Raw genomic sequence first — 26,812 nt, 5'->3', positions numbered from 1 at the left:
GATAGCGACGGTAATAGCATGCATGGCGTGGACTCCTCTCGCGATCCCGTGTCCCGATCCAGTATCGGTCTGGCTCATCGAAGCCGTGTGGCGACGCGGGAGGAGTCCATCCCATCATTCAAGCCGAACCCGCTTCGCGGGTCGGCTTAACTCAATCGTTAGGCGCTTACGGAGGGTGGGGTCCTACCCCAACTCACTCCCCCGCCAGTGCCCCGCCCTGCACTTCCCGCAGGCGCCCCTCGTGCAGCTCCAGCACCCGGTCCAGGCGCTGCGCCAGGCGGCGGTCGTGGGTGACCAGGACCAGGCTGGTGCGCTGGGCGCGGTTGAGTTCGAGCATCAGCTCGAACACGTGCGCGGCGGTCTTCTCGTCCAGGTTGCCGGTGGGCTCGTCGCCGAGCACGCAGGCCGGGCGGTTGACCAGGGCGCGGGCCACCGCGGCGCGCTGGCGTTCTCCGCCGGACAACTCGCCGGGCTTGTGCCCCAGGCGATGGCCCAGGCCGACCGACTCCAGCAGCGCGGTGGCGCGCGCACTGGCTTCCTCCACCTCGCCGCCGGCCAGCAGCACCGGCATCATCACGTTCTCGCGCGCGGTGAATTCCGGCAGCAGGTGGTGGAACTGGTAGACGAAGCCGAGCGCGCGGTTGCGCAGGCGGCCGCGCTGGGCGTCGGACAGCGCCGACATCTTCTGCCCGGCCACGTACACCTCGCCGGCGCTGGGCGTATCCAGGCCGCCGAGCAGGTGCAGCAGGGTGCTCTTGCCGGCGCCGGAGGCACCGACGATGGCCACGGTCTCGCCAGCGGCCACGCGCAGGTCCAGGCCGTCGAACACGTGGGTCTTCAGCTTGCCTTCGGCGTAGGTCTTGCCCAGGCCTTCGGCGCGCAGTGCCTCGCCCTCGGCGTGCACGGGGTTGGCGTCCTTCGCGGTCACGACGTCCTCACTCATAGCGCAGCGCCTCCGCCGGCTGGGTGCGGGCCGCGCGCCAGGCCGGGTAGAGGGTCGCCAGGAAACTCATCAGCAGCGCCACCACCAGGGTCAGCACGACATCATTGGTCTGCATGTCGGTCGGCAGGCCGGTGATGTAGTACACGTCTTCCGGCAGCAGGGTGATGTCGAACAGCGCCTCGATGCCATCGAGGATCCGCTCCAGGTTCCATGTCAGGGTGATGCCGCCGATGAAGCCCAGCACCGTGCCGATGATCCCGATCAGGGTGCCCTGGACCATGAACACCTGCATCACCCCGCCGGGGGTGAGCCCGAGCGTGCGCAGGATGGCGATGTCGGCCTGCTTGTCGGTGACCAGCATCACCTGCGAGTTCACCAGGGTGAAGGCGCCCATCAGGATGATCAGCGAGAGCAGGATGCCCATCACCGTCTTTTCCATCTTCAGCGACTGGTACAGGTTGGCGTTGTCGCGGGTCCAGTCGCTGACCCGGTAGAAGCCGGGCAGCTTCAGCGCCAGGTCGCGGGCCACCGCGTAGGCCTGGTTCATGTCGTGCAGCATCAGCCGCACGCCGCTGGCGCCATCCATGCGCAGCACGCGCTGCAGGTCGGCCATGTGCACCACCGCCAGGCCGCGGTCGATCTCGTTGTGCCCGGCCGAGAAGATGCCGCTGACGGTGAAGCGCTTGTAGCGCGGCATCGCGCCGATCGGCGAACCCTGGAACTCGGGCAGCATCACCGTGACCTGGTCGCCGACCGACACGCCCAGCCACAGCGCCAGTTCCTGGCCGAGCAGGATGTTGTAGCTGCCGTCGGCGAGCGATGCGGCCGAGCCGCCCTTCATCTTCTGCGCCAGCACCGACACCTGGTCCTCGAACTCCGGGACCACGCCGCGGACCATCGCCGGCTGCTTGCGCGGGCCGGAGATCAGCGCCTCGGTCTCGATGAAGGGCGCGGCGCCGGAGACGCGCGGGTCCTGTACCGCCAGGTCGAGCGCGTGCTTCCAGTCCTGCATCGGCACCCCGTCGGCGACCACCGTGGCGTGCGCGGCGAACTGCAGCAGGCGGTCGCGGATCTCCTTCTGGAAGCCGCTCATCACCGCCATGGTGGTGATCAGCACGGTCACGCCCAGGGCGATGCCGAGGATCGAGGCCAGCGAAATGAACGAAATGAAGCCGTTGCGGCGCTTGGCGCGCAGGTAGCGCAGGCCGATGGCCACGGGGACGGGTTTGAACATAGGGTGGATGCAGGTCCGTTGCCGGCTCACCCCGGCGGTCGATGGCGGTTATGGTGCCATCGGCCGCACCCGGCGCGAAGCCATGCGCGCGGCCATGGCCAGCCGCAGTTCACGCCGCAGCGGCGCCGGCAGCGTGTCCGGCCACCAGGCCAGGCGATGGCTGCGGCCATCGCGGTCGATCGCATGGACGAAGGCCAGCGGGCCGCGCCAGCCGACATGGCAGGCGCGCAGCGGCTTGCCATCGAGCAGGTCGGTGCCGCTGCCGCCGGCGGCCAGGACCAGCCGGCGCGGCGCCCTGCCCGCTTCCGTCCATGCCAGCCGCAGGCCATGGCCGGCCGCGGCCAGCGCCAGCGGCCAGGCCAGTGCTGGCGCCAGTTCCGAGCCCAGCACCGACAGCGGCGCCAGCAGCGACAGGGCCAGCAGCGCGGCCAGCAGCCAGCGCGAAGGCCGCCACTCAAGCCGGAAGGGCGCGGATCCTGGCAATGAGTCCCGACAGTGCGGCATCCGGGCAGGCCTCGTAGCCCATGAACCAGCGCCAGAGCCTGTCATCCTCGCAGTCCAGCAGGCGTAGGAACACGCCGCGCTCGGCTTCGGAAGCGGCCGGCCAGCCGTGTGCGAGCCAGCGCTCGAACAACTGGTCCAGCTCGCGCATGCCGCGGCGGCAACGCCAGCGGACGCGGCGCAGCTCGGCGGTGGGGTCGGAATCGTGCGAAGTCACGTGGCAGGCAGCGGGAGCCGGGGGAGCGCACATTGTCGCCGTTCGCCACGCTCCTGTAGAGCGGGGCCTGCCCCACTGCCCCCCGCCCGGCCGCGCCCGGGGAACGGTAGCGGCGCCCCCCCTACTCTGCGTGCGGGTTCCGGAAGCGCTCGTCGGCCGGCTACGGATCGGCCACGCAGGCCGGTACGCCGCGGCCCGGCGACGGGCTGGCGGTGGTACGGTTCCACGACAACCACCTGGCCATGCGCTGACCTGGTTCGCGCTGGCCCTGCCGGTGGCCGGCGGTGGCGGGTGCTTCACGCTGGAGGAAACGCGCGTGCACCGCCTGGCGCCAGCGCAGTACGGAGCCCATGGATGCCACCGACACAAGCAGCAGTTGATGCCCTCGACAAGCGCCGCGCGATCGAATCGGCGCGCAGCGACACCACCCGCGGCGCCGGCGTGCGCAGCATGCAGCAGCTGGTGCAGCTGCGCTGGATCGCCCTGCTCGGCCAGCTGGCCACGATCCTGTTCGTGCATTACGTCCTGGGCATCGCCCTGCCGCTGGCGCAGATGCTGGGCGTGGCCGCGTGCCTGGCCGCGTTCAACCTGGCCAGCCTGCTGTACTGGCGTCCGCGCCACGACGTGGGCGACCTGGCCCTGCTCGCCGCACTGCTGGTCGACGTGGCCGCGCTCACCGCGCAGCTGCACCTGAGCGGCGGCATCACCAACCCGTTCCTGTTCCTGTTCCTGCTGCAGGTGGCGGTGGGGGCGGTGCTGCTGCCGGCCTGGGCCAGCCGGGTGGTGGTGGCCGCCAGCGCCGCCGGCGTGCTCGGGCTGGTGCTGTTCCCCGGCCCGGTGGTGATTGCCGCCGATCCCTCGCAGGGCATCGCCGATCACTGGCTGCAGGGCTTGCTGGTCTGCTTCCTGCTGACCGCGATCCTGGCGGCGCTGTTCATCGGCCGCATCGCCGGGATCCTGCGCGTGCGCGATGCACGCCTGGCCGACCTGCGCCAGCAGGCCGCCGAGGAAGAACACATCGTGCGCATGGGCCTGCTCGCCTCCGGCGCCGCGCACGAACTGGGCACGCCGCTGGCCACGCTGGCCGTGCTGCTGGGCGACTGGCGGCGGATGGCCCCGTTCACCGAACACCCGGAACTGCAGCAGGACCTGGACGAGATGCAGACCCAGCTGGTGCGCTGCAAGTCGATCGTCACCGGCATCCTGCTCTCGGCCGGCGACGCGCGCGGCGAGGCACCGGCGCAGACCACCCTGGCCGTGTTCCTGGACGAACTGGCCGGCGAATGGCGCGCCACCCGCCCGGTGCAGACGCTGGACTACCGCCGCCACCTCGGCGAGGACGTGCGCATCGTCTCCGACTCCGGGCTGCGGCAGATGATCGACAACATCCTCGACAACGCGCTGGAGGCCTCGCCGTCGTGGGTGGGCCTGGAGGCCAGTCGCCATGGCAAGGACGGCGAGCTGCTGCGGCTGAAAGTGAGCGATTCAGGACCGGGCTTCACCGCCGAGACGCTGGCCAACTTCGGCAAGCCCTACAATTCCAGCAAGGGCCGCCCCGGTGGCGGCCTGGGCCTGTTCCTGTCGCTGAACGTGGCCCGCAGCCTCGGCGGCCGCCTGCACGCGGCCAACCGGCCCGGCGGTGGCGCCGAGGTCGTGCTGGAGCTGCCGCTGTCCTCGCTGGTCCTCGAAGAAACCGATGATGAATGACACCCCCGCCCCCCGCCGCCTGCTGCTGGTCGAAGACGACGCCGCGTTCGCGCGCACCCTGACCCGCTCCTTCGAACGGCGCGGCTACGAGGTGCGCCATGCCAGCGGCCAGGCGGAGCTGGACGCGGTGCTGGAGGGATTCGCGCCGGGCTACGCGGTGGTGGACCTGAAGCTGGCCGCCGGGAGCTCCGGGCTGGCCTGCGTGCAGGCGCTGCACGAGCGCGATCCGGACATGCTGATCGTGGTGCTGACCGGCTACGCCAGCATCGCCACGGCGGTGGAGGCGATCAAGCTCGGCGCCTGCCATTACCTGGCCAAGCCGTCGAACACGGACGACATCGAGGCGGCGTTCGGCAAGGCCGAGGGCAACGCGGAGGTGGTGCTGGGCGAGCGGCCGACGTCGATCAAGACGCTGGAGTGGGAGCGAATCCACGAAGTGCTGGCGGAAACCGGGTTCAACGTGTCTGAAACCGCGCGCCGGCTGGGGATGCACCGGCGGACGCTGGCGCGGAAGCTGGGGAAGCAGCAGGTCAAGTAGTTCGCGTTCCTTGAAGCATTGAAGCGGTGCGCTTCGGCGGTACCGGGGGCGTCGGGTGTGTGGCCCCTGGGCACTCATGTCCCCCGGCGCCGGCCTGCGGCCGGCACCTCCTCCTTTACTTCCTGCCCAGGGGCCACACACCCGGCGCTTCCGGCATCGCTGTGGCTGGCTGGAGATCAAAAACAACAGCGCGCGGCCGGAGCATCAACCATCTGTGATACGCACGCCATCCCCTGCAGAGCCTCGTCACGGTGTGTGGGCCTCCGTGGCGAAGTAAAGGAGGAGGCATCCGCCTCAGGCGGATGCCGGGGGACATGAGTCATGGAGGCCCACACACCGGGGCGAGGCCCGTCAGGTCGCGTCAAACCCCTGCAACCAGACAAGAAAAAGCCCGGCATTGCCGGGCTTTTCCCATCAAGATCAAGCAAGAGAAAAATCAGGAACGCCGCTCCATCATCAGCTTCTTGATCTCGGCGATGGCCAGCGCCGGGTTCAGGCCCTTCGGGCAGGTGCGCGCGCAGTTCATGATCGTGTGGCAGCGGTAGAGCTTGAACGGGTCTTCCAGGTCGTCCAGGCGCGCACCGGTGTCCTCGTCGCGCGAATCGATGATCCAGCGGTAGGCCTGCAGCAGGATCGCCGGACCCAGGTAGCGCTCGCCGTTCCACCAGTAGCTCGGGCAGCTGGTCGAGCAGCATGCGCACAGGATGCACTCGTACAGGCCGTCCAGCTTCTTGCGGTCCTCCGGCGACTGCAGCCGCTCGCGGTCCGGCGGCGCCGGGGTCTGGGTGCGGATCCACGGCTTGATCGAGGCGTACTGCGCGTAGAAATGGGTCAGGTCCGGGACCAGGTCCTTGACCACCTCCATGTGCGGCAGCGGGTAGATCGGCACCTCGGCCTTGCCGCAATCACCAATGGCCTTGGTGCAGGCCAGGGTGTTGGTGCCGTCGATGTTCATCGCGCACGAACCGCAGATGCCTTCGCGGCAGGAACGGCGGAAGGTCAGGGTCGGATCGATCTCGTTCTTGATCTTGATCAGCGCGTCCAGGACCATCGGCCCGCACGCAGCCAGGTCGACCTCGTAGGTGTCGGTGCGCGGATTGGCGCCGTCGTCCGGGTTCCAGCGGTAGACCTTGAAGGTGCGCGGGTTCTTCGCGCCCTTGGCCGGATAGTGCTTGCCCTTGGTGACGCGGGAATTCTTCGGAAGACTGAACTCTGCCATGGCTGTTCTCGTTGGCTCAGGCGGCCCGCGGCGCGAGCGGGACGCGCGCGGTGCGCGCGTCGTCGATGGAATGGAAGGTCTGGCGCGTCATCGCCGGCTCAGTACACGCGCGGCTTCGGCGGCACCACGGCCACGTCGTCGCTGAGCGTGTACATGTGCACCGGACGGTAGTCGAAGCTGCAGCCGCCCTTGTCGTCCACCGTGACCAGGGTGTGCTTCTGCCAGTTGGCGTCGTCGCGCTCGGGGTAGTCCTCGCGCGCGTGGGCGCCGCGGCTCTCGTGGCGCTGTTCGGCCGAGTTGATCGTGGCGACGGCATTGAGCAGCAGGTTGTGCAGCTCGTAGGTCTCGATCAGGTCCGAGTTCCAGACCAGCGAGCGGTCGGAAACCTTGACGTCCTCGAACGATGCGAAGATGTCCTTCATCTTCGCGCAGCCTTCCTGCAGCGACTTCTCGGTACGGAACACCGCCGCGTCCGCCTGCATCGTGCGCTGCATGTTGTCGCGGATCACTGCGGTCGGGGTGTCGCCACTGGCATTGCGCAGCTTGTCCAGCTGCGACAGCGCCTTGTCGCACGCGTCGCCGGCCAGGGTCTTGTGCGCTGCACCCTTCTTGATCGTTTCGGCGCAGCGGTTGGCCACCGCGCGGCCGAACACGACCAGGTCCAGCAGCGAGTTGGAGCCCAGGCGGTTGGCGCCGTGCACCGACACGCAGGCCGCCTCGCCGATCGCGTACAGGCCCGGCACCACCGCATCGGGGTTGTCGCCGACCTTGCGCACCACTTCGCCGTGGTAGTTGGTCGGGATGCCGCCCATGTTGTAGTGCACGGTCGGGATCACCGGGATCGGCTGCTTGGTGACGTCCACGCCGGCGAAGATGTGCGCGCTCTCGGCGATGCCGGGCAGCTTCTCGTTGATCACTTCCGGGCCCAGGTGGGTCAGGTCGAGCAGGATGTGGTCCTTGTGCTCGCCCACGCCGCGGCCCTCGCGGATCTCGATGGTCATCGAGCGCGACACCACGTCGCGCGAGGCCAGGTCCTTGTAGTGCGGCGCGTAGCGCTCCATGAAGCGCTCGCCGCTGGAGTTGCGCAGGATGCCGCCTTCGCCGCGCACGCCCTCGGTGATCAGGCAGCCGGCGCCGTAGATGCCGGTCGGGTGGAACTGCACGAACTCCATGTCCTGCACCGGCAGGCCGGCACGCATCACCAGGCCGCCGCCGTCGCCGGTGCAGGTGTGGGCGGAGGTGGCGCTGAAGTAGGCACGGCCGTAGCCGCCGGTGGCCAGGACCACGCCGTGGGCGCGGAACAGGTGCAGCGAGCCTTCGGCCATGTCCAGCGCCAGCACACCGCGGCACACGCCCTCCTCGTCGAAGATGAGGTCCAGGGCGAAGTACTCGATCATGAAGCGCGCGTCGTGCGCCAGCGACTGCTGGTACAGCGTATGCAGCATGGCGTGGCCGGTACGGTCGGCCGCCGCGCAGGTGCGCTGCGCCGGCGGGCCTTCGCCGAACTTCGTGGTCATGCCGCCGAACGGGCGCTGGTAGATCTTGCCCTCTTCGGTGCGCGAGAACGGCACGCCGTAGTGCTCCAGCTCGATGATCGCCGGGATCGCCTCGCGGCACATGTACTCGATCGCGTCCTGGTCGCCCAGCCAGTCCGAGCCCTTGATGGTGTCGAAGAAGTGGTAGCGCCAGTCGTCCTCGCCCATGTTGCCCAGCGCGGCGGAGATGCCGCCCTGCGCGGCGACCGTGTGCGAGCGGGTCGGGAAGACCTTGGTCAGGCACACCGTCTGCAGGCCCTTCTGGGCCAGGCCGAAGGTGGCGCGCAGGCCGGCGCCGCCGGCGCCGACGACGACCATGTCGTATTTGTGTTCGGTGATCTTGTAGGCGGACATGCGGGTATCTTTTCCTTTGCGCGCCGGCTCAGCCGGCCAGCGCGATGCGGGCCACGGCGAAGATGCTCACCAGCGCGCCGAGCACCGCGATGAACTTCACGCCGGTCTGCAGGACCAGCGCCAGCAGCGAGTGGTGGATGTAGTCCTCGAGCACGACCTGCAGGCCGAGTTGGGCGTGCCAGAACATGGCCGCCAGGAAGCCGACCAGCAGCACTGCGTTCCACGGACGGGAGACCGCGTCGGTGGCGGTGAGGTAATCGCTGCCGACCAGGCTGATCACGAACCACACGAACCACAGTCCGAGCAGGACCAGGGCCACCGCGGTCAGGCGCTGGTGGATGAAGTGCTCGGTGCCGGTCTTGGCCGAACCCCAGCCGCGCACGTTCTTCAGGGGAGTGCGATAGCGGCTCATGCGCCACCTCCGTTCAGCGCGCAGGCCCAGAGCAGGCCGGTGATGACAAGGCTGCCCACCACCGACAGCCAACTGCTGCGGATGAAGGCCGGGATGCTGTAGCCGATGGCGAAGTCCTGGACCACGTGGCGGATGCCGTTGCACAGGTGGTAGGCGAAGGCCCAGCTCCAGCCGAACAGGAACGCCTTGCCGTACCAGGCGCCGGCCACGCCGGTGAAGCAGGCCCAGGCTTCCGGGCCGAGCATCAGTGACAGCAGGCCCGCGGCGATGACCAGGGCGCCGGCGGCCAGGACGACGCCGGTGGCGCGGTGCAGGATCGAGGTCACCATCTGGATCTGCCAGCGATACACCTGCAGATGCGGTGACAGGGGACGTTGGCGACTGCTCATGCGCTGGATTGTCTCGGCTGTGCGGCCCGCGGGGGTCGCGTGGCTGGTGGCGCGGCGTCAGAAATCGACGCAGCGTCCGTTCTTTTCCCAGTCCCCGTAGCGGGTCGGCTCCGGCCCTTCGCGCCCGCCGATCTCGCGCGGCGGCGTCGCGCCGGCAGCGCCGGTGGACGGCTGCGCGCGACCATCGCGATCGCGATCCTGCGACGCGGCAGGCTCGGGAACGCCGGGGCTTTGACCTATCATGGGACTCCTTGCAACGCACAAAATGTTAATCCCCGGTCGGGCAACTGACAACCGGGCCAAGGATCAGCCTTTGGTATCCCCCTTGTTTCCAACGGGTTTTTTCGCACTGGAGCATGGCGTCCTGGCGCTGGACGGCGTCGACGCGGTCGCTTTCGCGCAGGCCCAGTTCGCCAACGACCTGGCCGCGCTGCCGGTCGGGCACTGGCAGTGGAGCGCGTGGCTGAACCCCAAAGGACGCGTGCTGGCGATCTTCGCCCTGCTGCGCACCGGCGAAACCTCGCTGCGCCTGCTGCCTGCCGATTTCGATGCCGCCGAACTGGGCGATGCCCTGCGCCGCTTCGTGTTCCGGCGCAAGCTGGCGATCGCCACGCGGCCGGACCTGCACCTGTCCGGCGCCTTCGCCGCGCCCGCCAGCGCCGCCGGCGCGGTGCTCGCCGGCGACGAGGCCGGCGTGCTGGAACTGGACTTCGGCGCGCCCGCCCTGCCGCGCACGCTGCGGCTGTCCACCGCACCCGCCGCCGCGGCCGATGCCGCCGCGCGCGAAGCCTGGGCGGTCGCTGACCTGCGCCTGGGCCTGCCGCGCCTGCCCCCCGGCCAGCGCGAGCAATGGACGCCGCAGCAGCTGGCGCTGGACCGCCTGCAGGCCTTCAGCGTGAAGAAGGGCTGCTATCCGGGCCAGGAAATCGTGGCCCGCACCCATTTCCTCGGCAAGGCAAAGCGCGAACCGCTGTTGCTGCGGGTGGCCGGCGCGGTGCAAGCCGGCGCCGACGTGCTGCAGGACGGTCGCATGATCGGCAGCGTGGCCAGCGTCGCCGGCGGCCCGCCGCAGCTGGCCCTGGCGGTGCTGCCGCTGGAGCGCACCGACGCGCCGCTGGAGGTGGCCGGCAACGAAGCGGCCGTCGAGCCCTTCGTGGAAGGCCTGGCGCGCTGAGCGTCCTGTAGGAGCTCCATTTATGGGCGACCGGGGCGCGCCCGGACGCAGCGGTGTGGAACGCGATCTCTCCGGAGACTGCGCGTCAAACGCGACGCCTTCCAGCGTAACCGGGTCGCCCATAAATGGAGCTCCTACACCCGCTCCAGCGACGTGGCGGACGCGGGTCAGGCCGCCAGGCGCGTGCCGTCGGCGGGGTCGAAGAAATGCAGGTGGGCCGGGTCGGCGCGCAGGCGCAGGTCGGTGCCGGGCGCCGGCAGCGACTGTGGCGGCAACCGCGACACCAGCGCGCGGCCGCCGAAATCCAGGTGCAGGAAGGCCTCGCTGCCCACCGGCTCGACCCCGTCCACCCGCGCCTGCCGGCCCTCGCCCGCCGGCAGCAGGTGCTCGGGGCGCCCGCCCAGCGCCACCCGCCGGCCCAGCCACGATCCGGGCACGTCGGCCCCGGGCAGCGGCCCCTCGCCCTGCCCATCCAGCACCAGGCGCAGGCCATCGGCGGCGCGCAACTCGCCTTCGAGTACGTTCATCGCCGGCGAACCTAGGAATCCGGCCACGAACAGGTTCGCCGGCCGCTCGTACAGCGCCATCGGCGTGTCGATCTGCTGGATGCGGCCGGCGTCGAGCACCACGATCCGCTGCCCCAGGGTCATCGCCTCGACCTGGTCGTGGGTGACGTAGACCATGGTCGCGCCCAGCCGCTGGTGCAGCCGCGCGATCTCGGTGCGGGTGGAATGGCGCAGCTTGGCGTCGAGGTTGGACAGCGGCTCGGCGAGCAGGAACACCGCCGGCTCGCGCCCCAGCGCCCGCCCCCGCGCCACGCGCTGGCGCTGGCCGCCGGACATCTCGCGCGGGCGCTTGCCGAGCATGTCGCCCAGGCCCAGCATCGCGGCCGCATCGGCCACCCGCCGCTGCACCTCGGCGCGCGGCATGCCGCGCAGCTTCAGGCCGAACGCCAGGTTCTCGGCCACGGTCATGTGCGGGTACAGGGCGTAGCTCTGGAAGACCATGGCGATGTCGCGGTCCTTCGGCGCGACGTCGTTGACGATCCGCCCGCCGATCCGCAGGGTGCCGTCGCTGATCTCCTCCAGCCCGGCGATCATCCGCAGCAAGGTCGACTTGCCGCAGCCCGACGGCCCGACCAGCACCATCAGCTCGCCATCGGCGATGTCGAAAGTGGCACCGTGCACGGCCACCTGGCCGTTGCCGTAGACCTTGCGCACCCGGTCCAGCTGCAAGCCCGCCATCGGTCCTCCATGGAATACGTATGCAGCCGCCGTGCGCAGTGCGCCGCGGCCGACCTCGATGCCACGGATCATGTCACGCTGCAGGTTCGCCGTGGTAAAGGGTAAAGGGGACGGAGGGAATTAAGCATGCTTAATTCCCTCCGTCCCCTTTACCCCGAACGGTTTCCAGGGTGACGTTTCCGGAGACTGGACAAGATGCGCGCCGGACGGCGATATTTCCAATGATTTGCACGGGTTTGCACGCGACCGCACGGTCGCCGCCCGTCTCCACCGCCTCCCGCGCGTCCGTCACGGGCGCTCTTGGACCCCAGGGAAAACTACGGACCGATGTCGAACGCCACGGAAGCCCACCGGATGCATGACACCCTGTTGCTGTTCGGCGCCACCGGCGACCTCGCCCAGCGCTACCTGTTCCCCTCGCTGCTGCGCCTGCAGGGCGACGGGCTGCTGCCGGCGGAGTTCCGCGTACGCGGCCTGGCGCTGTCGCCGCACGACACCGATGCGTTCCGCGCGCTCCTGCGCGAGCGCTTCGCCAACCTGAGCCATTACACGCCCGCCGCCGGCCAGGTCGAGGAATTCCTGGCCCGGGTCGACTACCGCGCCGTGGACATGCGCACCCCGGCCTCGGTGGCCGAGGCGGTAGCCGACCTGGTCGACCGCCCCTGCGTGAGCTACCTGTCGATCCCGCCGGGCCTGTACATCAGCACCTGCGAGGGCCTGGCCCTGGGCGGTGCGTTCAAGGCCCCCAACCGGCTGATGCTGGAAAAGCCCATCGGTGCGGACCTGGCGTCGGCGCGCGAGATCAACGCCACCATCGGCCAGCTGATCGACGAGGACCGGATCTTCCGCATCGACCACTACCTGGGCAAGGCGGCGGTGCAGAACCTGATGGCGCTGCGCTTCGGCAACACCCTGCTGGAGGCGGTGTGGAACCGCAACTACATCGACTCGGTCAACATCCTGGTCTCCGAGACCGAGGGCGTGGACGGGCGCAACTCCTACTACGCCCGCTCCGGCGCGCTGCGCGACATGGTCCAGAGCCACATCCTGCAGTTGCTGTGCCTGGTGGCGATGGAGCCGCCGGCGTCGCTGGCCGCCGACCGGATCCGCGACGAGAAGGTCAAGGTGCTGCGCGCGCTGCGCCCGTTCACCGCCGCCGAGGCCGAGCGCCACAGCGTGCGTGGCCGCTACATCGCGGGGCACATCGATGGCCAGCCGGTGCAGGCCTACGCGCCCCCGGATGACAGCGATGTCGAAACCTTCGTCGGGGTCACCGCGCACATCGACAACTGGCGCTGGGCCGGGGTCCCGTTCCACCTGGTCACCGGCAAGCGCATGGCCGAGCGCTCCACCGTGGTCACGGTGACGCTCAAGCCGGTCACCCACTGGCTGTTCGAACGCCCCGACGGCGCCCACGCCGCGCCCAACCGCCTCACCTTCCGCCTGCAGCCGCAGGAGGACATCGAGCTGGGCCTGATGAGCAGCCTGGCCGGCCCGGAATGGGGCACGCTGGAACTGCAGCCGCTGGAGCTGGAACTGTCCTCGGAAACCGGGCAGAACCGCCGCATCGCCTACGAACGCCTGTTCCTGGACGCGCTGCACGGCAGCCACGCCCTGTTCGTGCGCAACGACGAGGTCGAGGCGGCCTGGGCCTGGATCGACAGCGTGGTCGGCGGCTGGAAGCAGGGCGACGTGCCGCTGGCGTACTACCCGGCCGGCACCTGGGGCCCGCGCGAGGCGAACGCCTACCTTCCGGCGCAGTTCGACGCGGTCGGCCGGCCGCCGCGCGGAGGCTGAGCATGGCTGGCGCGATCCTGATCGCCGACATCGGCGGGACCAATGCCCGCTTCGCCCTGGCCGACCCGCAGGCGCAGTCGCCGCTGCTCGACGACAGCGTGCGCGAGTTCGCGGTGGCCGAGTTCCCTTCGCTGGCCGACACCGCACGCCATTACCTGGACCAGGCCGGCGCACAGGCGCGGCGCGGCGTGTTCGCCGTGGCCGGGCGCGTGGACGGCGACGAGGCGCGGATCACCAACCATCCCTGGGTGATCTCGCGCAGCCGCACCCGCGACATGCTCGGCTTCGACCAGGTGCACCTGCTCAACGATTTCGCCGCGCAGGCGATGGCGATCAGCCTGTACCGGCCCGAAGACGTGGTCCAGATCGGCGGCGCCGGCTGGACCCCGGCGCCGCTTCACGAACCGCGCACCTATGCCGTGCTCGGCCCCGGCACCGGCCTGGGCGTCGGTGGGCTGGTGGTGCGCGATGGCCGCTGCTATCCGCTGGAGACCGAGGGCGGCCACGTCAGCTTCGCGCCGGGCACGCCCGAGGAGATCCGGATCCTGGAGATCCTCTCGGCGCAGTTCGGCCGGGTGTCGAACGAGCGGCTGATCTGCGGCCCGGGCCTGGTCAACATCCATCGTGCCCTGTGCGAGATCGCCGGGGTCGACCCGGGCCTGCTGGAACCGAAGGACATCACCGCCCGCGCCGCCGCCGGCGACCCCCTGGGCATGCGCGCGGTGGACGTGTTCTGCGCCGTGTTCGGCGCCATCGCCGGCGACCTGGTGCTGACCCTGGGCGCCTGGGACGGCGTGTTCCTCACCGGCGGCGTGGTGCCGAAGATGCTCGATTCGCTGCGCCATTCCGGCTTCCGCCAGCGCTTCGAATACAAGGGCCGGTTCTCGCCGAACATGGCCCGGGTGCCGTCGCTGGCGGTGATGCATCCGCGCGCCGGCCTGCTCGGCGCCGCCGCCTATGCGGTGGACCTGCTGCGACGGGAGGCTTCATGAAATCGAACCCGCGCGTGGAATGGCACGAGCACGGCGACCCGGAATCCTGGCTGCACGCGGCGGCGGCCGACCTGGAGCGGATCCTCGCCGTCGAGCTCGCGATCCGTGGCCAGGCGCGCATGCTGGTGTCCGGCGGCACCACCCCGGCGCCGGTGTACGCGCAGCTGGCGGTCGCGCCGCTGGACTGGCACAGGATCACCATCGGCCTGGTCGACGAACGCTGGCTGTCGCCGCAGGACAGCGCCAGCAACACCCGGCTGGTGCGCGAAAGCCTGCTCGACCGCGCCGAGGTCGGCCACTTCGAACCACTGGTGCGCGAGGGCCTGAACCTGGCCGAATCGGTGCACGCGGCCAACCTGGAGGCCCAGCACGCGCCGGACGCCTGCGTCGCCGTGCTGGGCATGGGCAACGACGGCCACACCGCCTCGCTGTTCCCCGGCTCGGTCGACCTGGATCGCGCCCTGGCCAGCGAACTGCCATATGCGGCGCTGGACGCCAGCGGTTGCCCGGTGGCCGGCGACTGGCCGCTGCGCATCACCCTGACCCCCGCCGGCCTGTCGCGCACCCGCCACCGCCTGCTGCTGCTGCGCGGCCAAGCCAAGCGCGAGGTTTTCGCGCGCGCCCTGGCGGGCGACGACGTGCGCGAACTGCCGATCCGCGCCGCGCTGGACATCGGCATCGAACCGTTGCGCGTGCACTGGTGTGAATGAAATGAGCCTGCATCCGAAGATCGAAGCCGTCACCGAACGCATCCGCCAGCGCAGCGCGCCCTCGCGCGCCGCCTACCTGGCCGGGATCGACCAGGCCGTGCGCAACGGCCCCAACCGCACCCCGCTGAGCTGCGCCAACCTGGCCCATGTGTTCGCCGCCTGCGGCGACACCGACAAGGGGCGCCTGCGCGGCGCGGCCACGCCCAACCTGGGCATCATCACCGCCTACAACGACATGCTCTCGGCGCACCAGCCGTACGAGCACTACCCGGAGCGGATCCGCGCCCTCGCCCGCCAGCTCGGCGCCACCGCGCAGGTCGCCGGCGGCGTGCCGGCGATGTGCGACGGCGTCACCCAGGGCCGCGGCGGCATGGAGCTGTCGCTGTTCTCGCGCGACGTGATCGCCCAGGCCACCGCGGTGGGACTGAGCCACGACGCCTTCGACGCGGCGCTGTTCCTCGGCATCTGCGACAAGATCGTGCCGGGCCTGCTGATCGGGGCGCTGGCGTTCGGCCACCTGCCGGCGCTGTTCGTGCCGGCCGGGCCGATGCCGGCGGGCATCCCCAACAAGAAGAAGGCCGAGGTCCGCGAGCGCTACGCCGCCGGCGAGGCCAGCCGCGAGGAACTGCTGGAAGTGGAGGCGCAGTCCTACCACGCGCCGGGCACCTGCACCTTCTACGGCACCGCCAACTCCAACCAGGTGCTGCTGGAGGCGATGGGCGTGCAACTGCCGGGCAGCTCGTTCATCAACCCCGGCACGCCGCTGCGCGCGGCGCTCGACGACGAAGCCGTGCGCCGGGTGCTGGCGATGAGCGCACTGGGCGACGACTACCGCCCGCTGGGCCGGCTGATCGACGAACGCGCGATCGTCAACGCGGTGGTGGCGCTGATGGCCACCGGCGGCTCGACCAACCACACCATCCACTGGATCGCGGTGGCGCGCGCGGCCGGCGTGGTCCTGACCTGGGACGACATGGACCAGATCTCGCAGACCGTGCCGCTGCTGGCGCGCGTGTACCCGAACGGCGAGGCCGACGTGAACCGCTTCCAGGCCGCCGGTGGCGTGCCGTTCGTGTTCCGCGAACTGCTCGACGCCGGGCTGATGCACGACCTGCAGACGGTGGTGCCGGAAGGCATGCGCGCGTTCGCCCGCGAACCGCGGCTGGACGGCGGCGTGCTGTCCTCCGCGCCGGCGGCGGCGGTGTCTGCCGACGAATCGGTGGTGCGCACCGTGGCCGCGCCGTTCGAGGCCCAGGGCGGCCTGCGCCTGCTGCGCGGGAACATCGGCCGCGGCCTGATCAAGCTGTCGGCGGTCAAGCCCGAACACCGCTTTGTCGAAGCGCAGGCGGTGGTGGTGGACGCGCCGCAGAAACTCAACAAACTGCACGCCGCCGGCGTGCTGCCGCACGATTTCGTCGCGGTGGTGACGTACCAGGGCCCGCGCGCCAACGGCATGCCGGAACTGCACTCGCTCGCCCCGCTGCTGGGCATGCTGCAGAACCAGGGCCGCAAGGTGGCGCTGGTCACCGACGGCCGCCTGTCCGGCGCCTCCGGCAAGATCCCGGCGGCGATCCACGTCACCCCGGAAGCGGCGCGCGGTGGTGCGATCGGCAAGGTCCGCGACGGCGACCTGGTGCGGTTGGACAGCGAGGCCGGCACCCTGGAGGTACTGGTGGATGCGGCCGAATTCGACGCGCGCACGGTGGCGGCCAACACCAGCCCCGCCGCACACGACATGGGTCGCAACCTGTTCGCGAACAGCCGCGCCCTGGTGGGCCCGGCCGACCAGGGTGCGCTGTCGATCTCCTGCGGCCCGCCCGCGCACGACGGTGGCGCCTGGGACTACGACGCCGAATACGAACTCGGTTGCGACGCCGACGCCGCGCTGGCCCCCCACGAATCCAAGGACGCCTGAGGCCCCTACGCATGAGCATCGCCACCACCCAGGCCCAGGCCGAACAACTGCTGCGCACCTCCGGCATCCTGCCGGTGGTCACCGCCGACAGCGTCGACGAAGCACGCAGGTTGTCGGCCGCGCTGCTCAAGGGCGGCCTGACCGCGATCGAGCTGACCCTGCGCACGCCAGCCGCGCTCGACGCACTGGTGGCGCTGAAGAAGGAACTGCCCGACATTGCCGTGGGCATGGGCACCGTGCTCAGCATCGAGCAGATGCAGAAGTGCATCGAGCTGGGCGCCGACTTCCTGGTCACCCCGGGCACGCCGCCGGAACTGGCCGACGCGCTGGCCCAGGCGCCGATCCCGGTGGTCCCCGGTGGCGCCACGCCGACCGAATTCCTGTCGCTGATGGCGCGCGGCTTCCGCGTGTGCAAGCTGTTCCCGGCCACCGCGGTCGGCGGCCTGGCCATGCTCAAGGGCCTGGCCGGCCCGCTGGCCGAGCTGAAGATCTGCCCGACCGGTGGCATCACCGAGGAGACCGCGGCCGAGTTCCTGTCGCAGCCCAACGTGGTCTGCATCGGCGGCTCGTGGATGGTGCCCAAGGGCTGGCTCAAGGCCGGCGAGTGGGACAAGGTCGAGGCCAGCGCGGCCAAGGCGGCCGCGATCGTCGCCGGCGTGCGCGCACGCTGAGCGTCGCTCCACGACCACGGGGCATGTTCGGCATCATCCCGGGCATCGACCCCGGATCGCACCTGGCCTCGTAGAGCGGGACTTGCCCCGCCCTACGGACGGCGGTCGGTCACGCCGAAGGAAAGCGACATGCGCGCGTCGCGCCAATGCCATGCCTGCAGCAGGTACCAGCCGGCCAGCAGCCCGCCCAGCTGCCATTCCAGCGCGTCGGCCAAGCGGTCCAGCCGCTGCGGGTCGGCGATCAGCGCATCACCGGCCAGTTTCGTCACCCCCAGCGCGAGCATCGCCAGGCACAGTGCGGTCATGGCCACACGCATGCGTGGACCCAGCCTTCCGCGCCGGCGCGCCAGCCGCAGGAACAGCAGCTGGGCCAGGTAACCGCAGCCGAAGTACAGAGTGATGCCGTAGCGGCGCATGAACTCGTAGGCCTTGCCCTCGGTGCCGAGGACAGCGACGTAGATGGCGAGCGCATGCGCGGCGACCAGGCCCAGCGCCAGCAGCCAGGCGCCGGCGGCGTCGCGCACCCGCTCCGGATCGCGCAGCCACCGCCGCGCCAGCCACCAGTGGATCGCCAGCAGCAGCGCGCACGGCAGCATCAGCAGCCGGAACACATGGTTGCCCAGGCCGTGGCGGGCGGCGCGGCTGATCGAGGTGCAGCCGTCCCAATAGGGATTGCAGGCGGGAATGAGCCCGGCCCAGGTGGACAGCCACCAGGCCAGGTGGCCCGCGACCAGCATCGCCAGCGCGATCGCCAGCGGGACGGTCCAGAGCGGCACGCTGGTGCGCGGCATCGCTTCAGCGCGCGACGATGCGCACCTGCGCGCCGGGGCGGGTGATGCGCAGCTCGCCGCTCTCCCACTGCGCCGGCTCGCCATCTATCGTGGTCGCGCCGGGCTCGCCGGCGAACGGCCATGGCAGCACCAGGCCGCCCGGCGGCAGGCCGGCGTCGGCGGCTACATCCAGCCGCAACTCGCCATCGCTCCTGCGCAGCGAGTAGCCCAGCCGCCCATGCGGCGTGTACAGGCCCTCGACCGCAATGCCCTCGCCTTCCAGCCACGCCACCGGCACGCCCGCGGCCAGCACCAGGCTGTCGTCGCGCTCGCGGGTGTAGGCGAACATGTCCAGCGCCGAACGCAGGAAGTCCGAGGCCACCCAGGCGTGCGGCAGGTCGCCGACGAAGAACGGCGTGCGCGGCGTGCGCGAGACCACTTCGGCCCACTGGTTCCAGTCGCGCGGCGCGCGGTCGTCGAAGAAATACTCCACCACCTCCCAAGCCCGCTCGCGCCAGCCCAGGCGCACGAACGCGGCGACATTGCGCCATTCGTACGGGGTGTAGTCCTTCCACTCGCGCTGGCCGTCGCGGCGCTGCACGAATTCGCGCCAGTAGCGCTCGAAGGTGTTCTCCAGCAGGTCGCGCGGCAGCCAGTCCTGCTCGCCGCCGGGGGCCAGCGCGATCGTGGTCGAGGTCGGGTCGAAGTCGCCGAGCTCGGCCGCGCCGGGCAGGTAGTCGATGCCATGGCGACGGGTGGCCGCACGCAGCGAGGCCGCCAGGTCGGCGCGGAACTCGTCGCGCGCCTTCGCCATCCGCGCCGCGTCGGCGTCGCGGCCCAGCGCCCGCGCGATCTCCACCGCATCCTTGTAGCCGCGCAGCGCCCAGAAGTTGTCCCAGTACGAGTGCATCGGCTTGGCCGAATAGCCCTCGTGGCTGATCGAGGCCGGCATCATCCCGTAAAACGCCGGGTCCAGTTTCCGGTTCGCCGCGGTGCGCTCGCTGGCGCGCAACTGCTCCATGTAGCCGAAGGCGCCTTCGACATGCGGCCACATCTTCTCCAGGAAGGCGCGGTCGCCGCTGTAACGCCAGTACTCGGCGATGTTGAAGACCAGCTCGCCGTGGCTGTCGTTCTCCGGCACCGGGTCGCTGCCGCGGTCGTCGACGCAGCACGGCACCTTGCCGTTGTCGAACTGGTACGGCGCGTACCACTCCAGGTACTGGCGCACCACCTCCGGCCGGCCCAGCCGCAGCAGGCCCTCGGAGATCATCGCCCCGTCGCGGATCCAGCTGCGCGAGTACGAACGCGTCCCCGGCTGCAGCCGCGCGCCCACGCGCGAGACCAGCATGTGCGCCAGCGCGGTATGCACGGTATCGGCGAACGCCTGCCCCTGGGGAGGCAGGCGCAACCGTACCTGGCCGAGCAGGTCCTGCCACTGCGCTTCGACCCGCCGCGTCGCCGCCTGCGCATCGAAGTCCTGCGGCATCCGCACCGGCCCGCTCAAGGGCGCGACCAGCGCGACCTCACTTGTTTCACCCGGCGCCAGACGCCAGCGGTACAGCAGCATGCCCGAGGCCAGGCCGTTCGGATCCTCGACCGCCGTCGTCGCCGGCACATCGCCGGCGGCCAGGCGCGCCACCTCCAGCCCGGCGTCGAACGGCGTGGCGAACGCCGCGTCGGGCGCGCGGTCGGCGAACACGCGCGGCCGGCCATCCACCTCGACCGTGCCACCGTCGAAGGCGAGCTTTGCGATCCTGCTGACGCCGCCGATGGTGTTGAGGAACTGGCTGGGCGGATTGACCTGCAGCGGCCGCACCGCCAGCGCCAGGGTGTAGTCGCGCGCCTGCGGATGCGGATTGGACAGCCGGTAGCGCATCACCAGCTGCGAGTCCTGCGGCGTGCCCTGGGCGAAGGCGAGCACGTCCAGCAGCGGCGGCGTGCCGTCCGCGGCACCGGCCTGCGTCCAGGTCACGTTCGGCATCGGGATCCCGCCCGGCCGCAGCCCCTGCCCGGTGCGCACGTCGGCCCAGCTGAGCAGCTTGCCGGCATCGAGCAGGAACGGCTCGATGCTGAAGCCACCGCGCGCGACTTCGACCGCACCGTCCTCGCCGATCAGCCCCTGCTCCACCCCGCCGTCGATGCCGACGATGGTCCAGTACGGCTGCTCCCCGCTGAACCCGCGCGGCAGCCAGCCACGCGGCAGGTCGGCGGCGACCGCCTTGATGAAGTCGTTCGGGTGCGCGGAGAACGCCAGCGGCTGCACCTGCGCTTCGGCCAGCGCATGGTCGCCGCCGTCCAGCACCAGCGCGATGCGACGCGCCTCGGCTTCGGGCAGTGCGATCCAGTCGGTGTCGCCGCGCCCCTGCTCGACCGTGCGCACCTGGCGCCAGCCGCCGTCGCGGGCGTCGTCGAGTTCGATCGAGTACCGCTGCGGCCGCTGCGCCGGCGTGGCCCAGTGCAGGCGCAGGCCGCCGAACTCGCGCACCTGGCCCATGTCCAGCACGAAGCGTTGCCGCCCCGACGCTCGCCAGGCCGTGGCAAGGTCGCCGTCGATGGCCAGCCCCGCGGTCGCCTGCGAGGCGCTGGCTTCGACCGCCACCGCCTGCGGCGGCGTCGCCGGATCCGCTGGCAGCGTTTCAAAGGTGAGCTGGTCGAAGCACACCGACCCGGCGCCACCGGCATTGTTGTAGATGGTGAACTCGATCTTCGCGCTGCGGCGCAGGGTCTTGTCCGGATCAGGGCCCCAGGCTTTCGAAATGTGACGCTGCCGGTAGCGTATTTCGGTCCATTCGCGCGGGAAGTCGAACTTCGGCCGGTTCACCCACCACACGTTGTCGCCGCTGGCGTCCACCAGCTTGAACTGCAGGTCGTTGGCCGGCGAGTCGCCACGCAGCTGGAAGCCGAAGCGGTAGTTCTCCGGGAACTCCAGCGCCAGGTCGCGCTGGATCCCGACGTACCCGGACACGCCATTGAAATCGTAGTCCAGGCACAGCGCCCTGCCCTCCACTCCTTCCACCTGGCGGAGGCTGCCGCTGACCTGGTTGGAGGTAACCACGCGCCAGGGCGTGGCGTCTTCGAAGTCATCCAGCACCCGTGGCTGTGGCTGCGCCCCTTCGGCAGCAATGGCGACTACGGGAGCGATTGCGAAAGCCAGAGCGAAGGCGAAGCCCTGGGCGGCGCGAAGGGCGAGGCATGGCGGCCCTTGGCGAAACCCGCCGCAAGTACGTCCATGTAGGCTCTTCGGCGCCATCCATGGCGCCGAAGGTTGCGCCAGGGGCTGCCATGCCTCGCCTCCGGAATCCAGTGGCGACCTGACCGGAGCAGCAAGAGCGGAAGGTCCGGAAACGGCCGTGGATTCCTGCGTGGTTCCGGCTTCCAGGCTTCTTCCATCCGTCCACGAGAACACCTGGAGGGCTGGTGCGATGCCCCGGGCCGGGACCTTGGGCGCCATGGATGGCGCCCAAGAGCCTCCATGGATGGATTCACGGCGGGTCCCGGCCCGGGGCATCGCGCCAGCCCCGCGACGAAGCACGCAAGCCGACGCCCCACCAACCAGCCCGAAAACCCGCAACAGAAAAACCATCAAACCCACCTCACCCTTTGACACTACCCAGCAACAACCCCTGCAGGTAGTAGCGTTGCAGCAGCAGGAACAGCAGCAGCACCGGCAGCACAGTCACCACCGCCCCCGCCATCATCATCTCCACGTCCATGATGTGCTCGCGTGAAAGCGACGCCAGCGCCACCGGCAGCGTGTAGTGCTCCTGGTTGGTGAGCACGATCAGCGGCCACATGAAATCGTTCCACGCCGCCATGAAGGTGAAGATCGCCAGCGTCACCAGCACCGGCTTGAGCATCGGCAGCACGATCCGGAAGAAGATCCGCCACTCCCCCGCCCCGTCGATCCGAGCCGCCTCCAGCAGCTCGTCCGGGATCGAGCGCGCGTACTGCCGCACCAGGAAGATCCCGAACACACCCGCCAGCGCCGGCACCACCACGCCCGCATAGGTGTTCACCAGCCCGAACTGCTTCATCAGCAGGAACAGCGGCAGCATCGCCACCTGCGCAGGAACCACCAGCGCCGCCAGCAGCCCCTGGAACACCCGCTCGCGCCCGGCGAAGCGCAGCTTGGCGAAGGCGTAGCCGGCCAGGGTGTTGAACAGCAGCGAACCCAGGGTGATCGCCACCGAGACCAGCACGCTGTTGGCGAAATTGCGCGCCATGCCGGTGCGCGCGAACATCTCGTGGTAGTTGGCGAAGGTCGGCGCCGAGGGCAGCAGCGGCGGCGGGAAGCGGCTGGCTTCGCCGGCCGGCATGAACGACACCGACACCATCCACAGCAGCGGCGCCAGGCTTACCGCCGCCAGCAGCAGCAGCGCGCCGTTGACCAGCAGCGCATGCGTGCGCGACTGCCCGACCTCGCGGCTCATCGCACGTCCTCCGCGCCCACGCGCCTCATACCAGCTCCTTGCGCCGGCCCAGCCGCAGCATCAGCGTGGTCACCGCGAGGATGATCAGGAACAGCAGGAACGCCACCGCCGAGGCGCGACCCAGGTTCCACCACTTGAAGCCTTCCTCGAACATGAAGTACAGCACGCTGACCGTGCTCTGCAGCGGGTCGCCGCGGGTCATCACGTAGGGCTCGGCGAACAGCTGGAAGTAGCCGGACACGGTGATCACGCCGACCACCAGCAGCACCGGGCCCAGCTGCGGCAGGGTGATGTGCAGCAGCTGCCGCCAGCGCGAGGCGCCGTCGATGCGCGCGGCCTCGTACAGGTCCTGCGGGATCGCCTGCAGGCCGGCCAGGAAGATCACCATGTTGTAGCCGAAGTTCTTCCACACCGCGAACAGGATGATGGTCGGCATCGCCCAGCGCGGATCGCCCAGCCAGTCCACCGGCGAGATCCCCACGTGCCCCAGCGCCCAGTTCACCAGGCCATAGCTGGTGTGGAACAGGTAGCGCCAGATCACCGCCACCGCCACCAGGGTGGTCACCACCGGCGCGAACAGCGCGGTGCGGTACAGCGCCTTGAACCGCGCCACCGGCGCGTTGAGCAGCAGCGCCGCACCCAGCGACACCGCGATCGACAGCGGCACGCCCACCACCACGAAGTAGGTGGTGTTCCACAGCGCCTTCCAGAACATCGGCGTGCGCAGCAGGTCCAGGTAGTTGTCCAGGCCGATGAAGCGCAGGTTGCCAGGGTCGGCCAACGCGTACAGGTCGAAATCGGTCAGGCTCAGCGCCAGCGCGGCCAGCACCGGCAGGCCGAAGAACACGCCGATCACCAGCAGCGCGGGCGCGGCGAACACCCAGCCGGCGAGCGAGCGGCTCATCGCGGCACCTCCGCAGTCGTGGTCGGCTCTCGCGGGGCTTCGCCTTCGCCAGCCTTCGCACCCGCGCCACCGTCCACGCCCGCGGCCTGGTCACGCTCGTACATCCACCGCCGCTTGGCCAGTATCTCGTCCACCCGCTGGTCCAGCTCGCGCAGCGCCTGGTCCGGGTCCTGGCCGCCGCGGACCACGCGCTCGGTGGCGATGCGCATCTCCTGCACGATCCGCTCCCACTCCAGCACCTTGGGCGGGGACTTGGCCCGCTCCAGCTGTTCGCGGAACGCGCGCGACAGTTCGTCGCCGGCCAGCGACGGATGTTCCCAGGTGCTGCGCCGCGGCGGCAGGTCGCCGATCATGGCGTGGAAGCGCTGCTGGATCTCCGGCCGCGACAGGAATTCGATCAGCTTCCACGCCTGCTGCTGGCGCGGCGAACCGCGGAAGATCACCAGGCTGGTGCCGCCGGCGATGCCCGCGCCCGGGCCGTCGGGCCCCGGCAGCGGCATCGTCCCCCACTGCCCTTCCAGCGCCGCCGGCTGGCGCTTGCGGAACTCTCGGATGTTCCACGGCCCGGACAGGTAGAAGGCGTAGAAGCCGTTGAAGAACTCGTCCCAGACGTTGGAGATCTGCGTCTCGGACATCTTCGGCGCCCACCCCTGCTCGAACATGTTGGCGTAGAACGCCAGCACGCGGCGGAAACCCGGGCTCTGGAAGTTGCCGCGGTTGTCGTGGTCGCGCAGCAGCGGATCGTCCTGCTGCAGCGCCAGCGACAGCTGCTGCTCGAATTCGTTGAGCGGCATCAGGATCGCGTAGCGCTCCGGGCCGACGTGGCGCTTGACCGCGGCCATCGCCGCTTCCCACTCGGCCCAGGTCCGCGGCGGCTGCGCCACCCCCGCCTCGCGCAGGATGTCCTTGCGGTAGAACAGCAGCCGCGTATCCACGTACCAGGGGATGCCCAGCAGCTCGCCGTCGATCTTCGCCGTGTCCCAGATGCCGGGGAAATAATCGTCCGGAGCGATCACCGTGGAGGCATCGACGAACGGCTGCAGCGGCTCCAGCACGCCCAGCGCGGCGAACTCCGGCAGCCAGGTGTTGCCGAGCTGGCACACGTCCGGCAGGCCGTCCGCGGCGAACGCGGTGAGCAGTTTCTCGTGCGCCGCGGTCCACGGGATCTGCTGGATGTCGACCTTGATCCCGGTCTCGCGCTCGAACTCCGGGACCAGTTCGGCCACCACTTCGGCCTCGCGGCCCATCGCCCAGAAGCGCAGCGGCTCGGGCCCCTCGCGGCGGCACCCGGCGACGGCCAGGCAGCCCAGGACCAGCAGCCCGCAGGCGGCCACGCCCGCCGCCGCGCGCACGCGCGCGCCCTTGCCGCGATCGCGCGCTTCGCTCACGGCCGCGGTGGCTGCGCGCGGTTGCCGGCGGGCCGTTCCCGCCGCTGCTGCGCCGCGCCGGCCGCTGCACGCGATTCGCCCATGCCCAGCGCGCGCGCGCCCGCCGCTTCCGGATCGGCCTGTGCGTCGGCCTGCGCATCGGCCCCGGCCGCCCCGTCCGGGCTGAGCCAGCCGCCGCGGAAGCCGGCCTGTTCCAGGCCCTTGCGGATGTACGGGCTCTTCTTCATCACCGTCCAGACGAATTCGTTGCGGTAGTTGGCGATCATCGCCAGGATCGGCCCCTGGTCGATGCCGATGTAGGCGCTGGCCACCCAGCCCTTGCCCGGCACCAGCCGCCCGGTCTTGAGCGGGATCTCGAAATCGAAGCTCGGGTTGAACGAATCCAGGAAGCCATAGCTGGAATACAGGTAGTCGCCGTAGCGGCGGTGGATCTCCTCGGTGGCCGGGATCACCACTTCCGGGGCGAACACGATCGAGGAGATCGCCGCGGTCGGGGCGATGGTGCCGTCGTCGAAGTTCTCGCGCAGGCCGGCGCCGCGCGAGGAGTAGTGCCTGAACTCGCGTTCCTCGCCGCGGTAGATCTGGCGGGTGTTCTGCGGGCCGTCGCCGGCGGTCAGGCCCCACACGTTCTCGCCATAGTCGCGCCACTTCATCGGGTTGGCGATGGCGTACTCGCGGTGGGCCAGCGCGGCGCGGCGGCTGTTGAGGAAATAGTCGATGCCGCGCGCGCGCATGTACTGGTCCTGGATGTCGCGGAAGTCGATCCAGACATGGCTGTACTGGTGGCCGAACATCGGCCCGAACGACAGGTACTCCTGGCCGTAGTACACGCCCCAGTCGTTGTCGTAGGTGCGCGTCCACACCGTCCACGCGTCGGGGCTGACCGGGTGGGTCGGCGAACCCAGCGCCAGGATGTACAGCAGCATGGCCTCGTTGTAGCCCATCCAGTCGTGGACGATGAACCCGCTCTCCGGGAACCAGCCCATCGACACCAGCGGCTCGCGCTGCTGCAGCCAGGACCAGTCGACCTTGCGGTAGAGCTGGTCGGCGATGCGGCGGATCTCGGCCTCGCGCGGGTCCTCGCCGTCGTAGTAGGCCTGGGCGAACAGCACGCCCATCATCATCAGCGCGGTGTCCACGCTGGACAGCTCGACCCAGCTGTCGTAGCGGTGTCCCTGCTGCATGTCCAGGAAGTGGTAGTAGAAGCCGTGGTAGGCGCCCTTGCCGGTGCGCTGCGGCCCCTGCGGGATGTCGCGCAGGAAGCGCAGCGTGGTCAGGGTGCGGTCCACCGCCTGGGTGCGGCTGACCCAGCCGTTCTCGATCCCGATCGGATAGGCGGTGAGCGCGTAGCCGATCGAGGCGATGCTGGCGAACGGCCGCGACGGGTAGCGGTCCGGGGTCAGCCCGTTCTGCTCGTTGGTGGTGTCCCAGAAGAACTGGAACGTGCGCTTCTCGATGTCGCGGAACAGCGGCGGCAGCTCCGGCCGCGGCGGCCGCTCGGGCAGCACCGGCTCGATCATCACCACGTCGGGTTTCGGCGGCGGTGGCTGCGCCGGCGGCGGCGGCGGTTCACGACCGCACGCGGCCAGCAGCCACGCCGCGATGGCCATCGTCGCCCCGATCCGCAATTGCCGCCATCTCACGCCAGTTCCCCTTGCCATTCCGTGCCACGGGCCGTCTCCGCCGCTTCCCGGCCCGCCCGTGCGCGACGGACCGGCGGCGCACGGGCGGGAAGATACGCGGCGACCGTCCCGGGCGGGAGAGGTGT

The 26,812-nt window shown here is 70.3% G+C and carries 25 protein-coding genes; 8 read left to right on the top strand and 17 right to left on the bottom strand.

The features are described 5' to 3' along the window. Positions 1–193 precede the first annotated feature (193 nt). The 5 genes from lolD to CSC64_RS05340 all read right to left on the bottom strand — a co-directional run bounded on the left by lolD (position 194) and on the right by CSC64_RS05340 (position 3,247). Positions 194–943 (bottom strand): lipoprotein-releasing ABC transporter ATP-binding protein LolD, encoded by a 750-nt coding sequence (lolD, locus tag CSC64_RS05360; RefSeq protein WP_162434294.1) that lies wholly within the window; start codon positions 941–943, stop codon positions 194–196. Beyond that, positions 936–2,177, bottom strand: coding sequence for a lipoprotein-releasing ABC transporter permease subunit (locus tag CSC64_RS05355; protein WP_162434293.1), 1,242 nt, complete (start codon positions 2,175–2,177; stop codon positions 936–938). Before CSC64_RS05355 ends, lolD begins: the two co-directional genes overlap by 8 nt. A gap of 48 nt (positions 2,178–2,225) precedes the next feature. After that, positions 2,226–2,660, bottom strand: coding sequence for a hypothetical protein (locus tag CSC64_RS05350; RefSeq protein WP_238389770.1), 435 nt, complete (start codon positions 2,658–2,660; stop codon positions 2,226–2,228). Continuing rightward, the gene (locus tag CSC64_RS05345; protein WP_238389773.1) at positions 2,632–2,829 is read right to left on the bottom strand and encodes an FAD assembly factor SdhE; all 198 of its coding nucleotides are present in this window, start codon (positions 2,827–2,829) and stop codon (positions 2,632–2,634) included. The genes CSC64_RS05350 and CSC64_RS05345 overlap by 29 nt, the downstream gene beginning before the upstream one ends. Before the next feature lie 226 nt (positions 2,830–3,055). Next, a complete protein-coding gene (locus tag CSC64_RS05340; protein WP_162434290.1) occupies positions 3,056–3,247 on the bottom strand; it encodes a hypothetical protein in 192 nt (63 codons plus the stop codon). Positions 3,248–3,249: 2 nt separating this feature from the next. On the opposite strand from CSC64_RS05340, the gene CSC64_RS05335 reads away from it, so the two are divergent. Next, positions 3,250–4,602, top strand: coding sequence for an ATP-binding protein (locus CSC64_RS05335; RefSeq protein WP_162434289.1), 1,353 nt, complete (start codon positions 3,250–3,252; stop codon positions 4,600–4,602). Next, entirely contained in the window at positions 4,595–5,140 is a 546-nt protein-coding gene (locus tag CSC64_RS05330) for a response regulator transcription factor (RefSeq protein ID WP_162434288.1), read from the top strand. Before CSC64_RS05335 ends, CSC64_RS05330 begins: the two co-directional genes overlap by 8 nt. Before the next feature lie 436 nt (positions 5,141–5,576). Here the strand turns inward: CSC64_RS05330 and CSC64_RS05325 are convergent, their stop codons facing one another. From CSC64_RS05325 to CSC64_RS05305, 5 genes are all read right to left on the bottom strand, one after another. Next, entirely contained in the window at positions 5,577–6,359 is a 783-nt protein-coding gene (locus CSC64_RS05325; RefSeq protein ID WP_162434287.1) for a succinate dehydrogenase iron-sulfur subunit, read from the bottom strand. Between the two features lie 98 nt (positions 6,360–6,457). After that, entirely contained in the window at positions 6,458–8,248 is a 1,791-nt protein-coding gene (sdhA, locus tag CSC64_RS05320) for a succinate dehydrogenase flavoprotein subunit (protein ID WP_162434286.1), read from the bottom strand. A gap of 28 nt (positions 8,249–8,276) precedes the next feature. Beyond that, positions 8,277–8,660: a succinate dehydrogenase, hydrophobic membrane anchor protein gene (gene sdhD, locus CSC64_RS05315; RefSeq protein ID WP_162434285.1), complete on the bottom strand. Its 384-nt coding sequence runs from the start codon at positions 8,658–8,660 to the stop codon at positions 8,277–8,279. Next, entirely contained in the window at positions 8,657–9,049 is a 393-nt protein-coding gene (gene sdhC / locus CSC64_RS05310) for a succinate dehydrogenase, cytochrome b556 subunit (protein ID WP_162434284.1), read from the bottom strand. Before sdhC ends, sdhD begins: the two co-directional genes overlap by 4 nt. A 57-nt stretch (positions 9,050–9,106) precedes the next feature. Then, complete coding sequence (locus CSC64_RS05305; protein ID WP_162434283.1) at positions 9,107–9,292, bottom strand: DUF1674 domain-containing protein; 186 nt, start codon at positions 9,290–9,292, stop codon at positions 9,107–9,109. Positions 9,293–9,374: 82 nt separating this feature from the next. On the opposite strand from CSC64_RS05305, the gene ygfZ reads away from it, so the two are divergent. After that, positions 9,375–10,223: a CAF17-like 4Fe-4S cluster assembly/insertion protein YgfZ gene (gene ygfZ, locus CSC64_RS05300; RefSeq protein WP_238389769.1), complete on the top strand. Its 849-nt coding sequence runs from the start codon at positions 9,375–9,377 to the stop codon at positions 10,221–10,223. 167 nt (positions 10,224–10,390) lie between these two features. Here the strand turns inward: ygfZ and CSC64_RS05295 are convergent, their stop codons facing one another. Next, the gene (locus CSC64_RS05295) at positions 10,391–11,467 is read right to left on the bottom strand and encodes an ABC transporter ATP-binding protein (protein WP_162434281.1); all 1,077 of its coding nucleotides are present in this window, start codon (positions 11,465–11,467) and stop codon (positions 10,391–10,393) included. A 354-nt stretch (positions 11,468–11,821) separates the two neighbouring features. On the opposite strand from CSC64_RS05295, the gene zwf reads away from it, so the two are divergent. The 5 genes from zwf to eda are packed head-to-tail and all read left to right on the top strand — an operon-like array spanning position 11,822 to position 17,552. Then, the gene (gene zwf, locus CSC64_RS05290; protein ID WP_162434280.1) at positions 11,822–13,264 is read left to right on the top strand and encodes a glucose-6-phosphate dehydrogenase; all 1,443 of its coding nucleotides are present in this window, start codon (positions 11,822–11,824) and stop codon (positions 13,262–13,264) included. 2 nt (positions 13,265–13,266) lie between these two features. Then, positions 13,267–14,256 (top strand): glucokinase, encoded by a 990-nt coding sequence (gene glk, locus CSC64_RS05285; protein ID WP_162434279.1) that lies wholly within the window; start codon positions 13,267–13,269, stop codon positions 14,254–14,256. After that, positions 14,253–14,966: a 6-phosphogluconolactonase gene (gene pgl, locus CSC64_RS05280; RefSeq protein ID WP_162434278.1), complete on the top strand. Its 714-nt coding sequence runs from the start codon at positions 14,253–14,255 to the stop codon at positions 14,964–14,966. Before glk ends, pgl begins: the two co-directional genes overlap by 4 nt. Position 14,967: 1 nt before the next feature. Further along, positions 14,968–16,881 (top strand): phosphogluconate dehydratase, encoded by a 1,914-nt coding sequence (gene edd, locus CSC64_RS05275; protein ID WP_162434277.1) that lies wholly within the window; start codon positions 14,968–14,970, stop codon positions 16,879–16,881. Between the two features lie 11 nt (positions 16,882–16,892). Next, positions 16,893–17,552 carry a bifunctional 4-hydroxy-2-oxoglutarate aldolase/2-dehydro-3-deoxy-phosphogluconate aldolase gene (gene eda / locus CSC64_RS05270; protein ID WP_162434276.1) on the top strand — a complete coding sequence of 220 codons (660 nt, stop codon included), beginning with the start codon at positions 16,893–16,895 and terminating at the stop codon, positions 17,550–17,552. Between the two features lie 92 nt (positions 17,553–17,644). On the opposite strand, the gene CSC64_RS05265 is transcribed toward eda, so the two are convergent. From CSC64_RS05265 to CSC64_RS05240, 6 genes are all read right to left on the bottom strand, one after another. Then, positions 17,645–18,343 carry a hypothetical protein gene (locus CSC64_RS05265; RefSeq protein WP_162434275.1) on the bottom strand — a complete coding sequence of 233 codons (699 nt, stop codon included), beginning with the start codon at positions 18,341–18,343 and terminating at the stop codon, positions 17,645–17,647. Positions 18,344–18,347: 4 nt separating this feature from the next. Further along, the gene (locus CSC64_RS05260) at positions 18,348–21,476 is read right to left on the bottom strand and encodes a discoidin domain-containing protein (protein WP_425501679.1); all 3,129 of its coding nucleotides are present in this window, start codon (positions 21,474–21,476) and stop codon (positions 18,348–18,350) included. 439 nt (positions 21,477–21,915) lie between these two features. Next, entirely contained in the window at positions 21,916–22,752 is an 837-nt protein-coding gene (locus CSC64_RS05255; protein ID WP_162434273.1) for a carbohydrate ABC transporter permease, read from the bottom strand. Positions 22,753–22,777: 25 nt separating this feature from the next. After that, entirely contained in the window at positions 22,778–23,656 is an 879-nt protein-coding gene (locus CSC64_RS05250; protein ID WP_162434272.1) for a carbohydrate ABC transporter permease, read from the bottom strand. Beyond that, positions 23,653–24,990 (bottom strand): sugar ABC transporter substrate-binding protein, encoded by a 1,338-nt coding sequence (locus tag CSC64_RS05245; protein WP_484573151.1) that lies wholly within the window; start codon positions 24,988–24,990, stop codon positions 23,653–23,655. The genes CSC64_RS05250 and CSC64_RS05245 overlap by 4 nt, the downstream gene beginning before the upstream one ends. Positions 24,991–25,040: 50 nt before the next feature. Beyond that, positions 25,041–26,687 carry a glucoamylase family protein gene (locus CSC64_RS05240; protein ID WP_425501675.1) on the bottom strand — a complete coding sequence of 549 codons (1,647 nt, stop codon included), beginning with the start codon at positions 26,685–26,687 and terminating at the stop codon, positions 25,041–25,043. Between the last annotated feature and the right edge of the window lie 125 nt (positions 26,688–26,812).

It is taken from the genome of Pseudoxanthomonas koreensis (assembly GCF_010093225.1).
Lineage (GTDB): Bacteria > Pseudomonadota > Gammaproteobacteria > Xanthomonadales > Xanthomonadaceae > Pseudoxanthomonas > Pseudoxanthomonas koreensis.
Note: the sequence above shows the minus strand (reverse complement) of the source record. Positions and strands in the feature narration are given on the sequence as shown.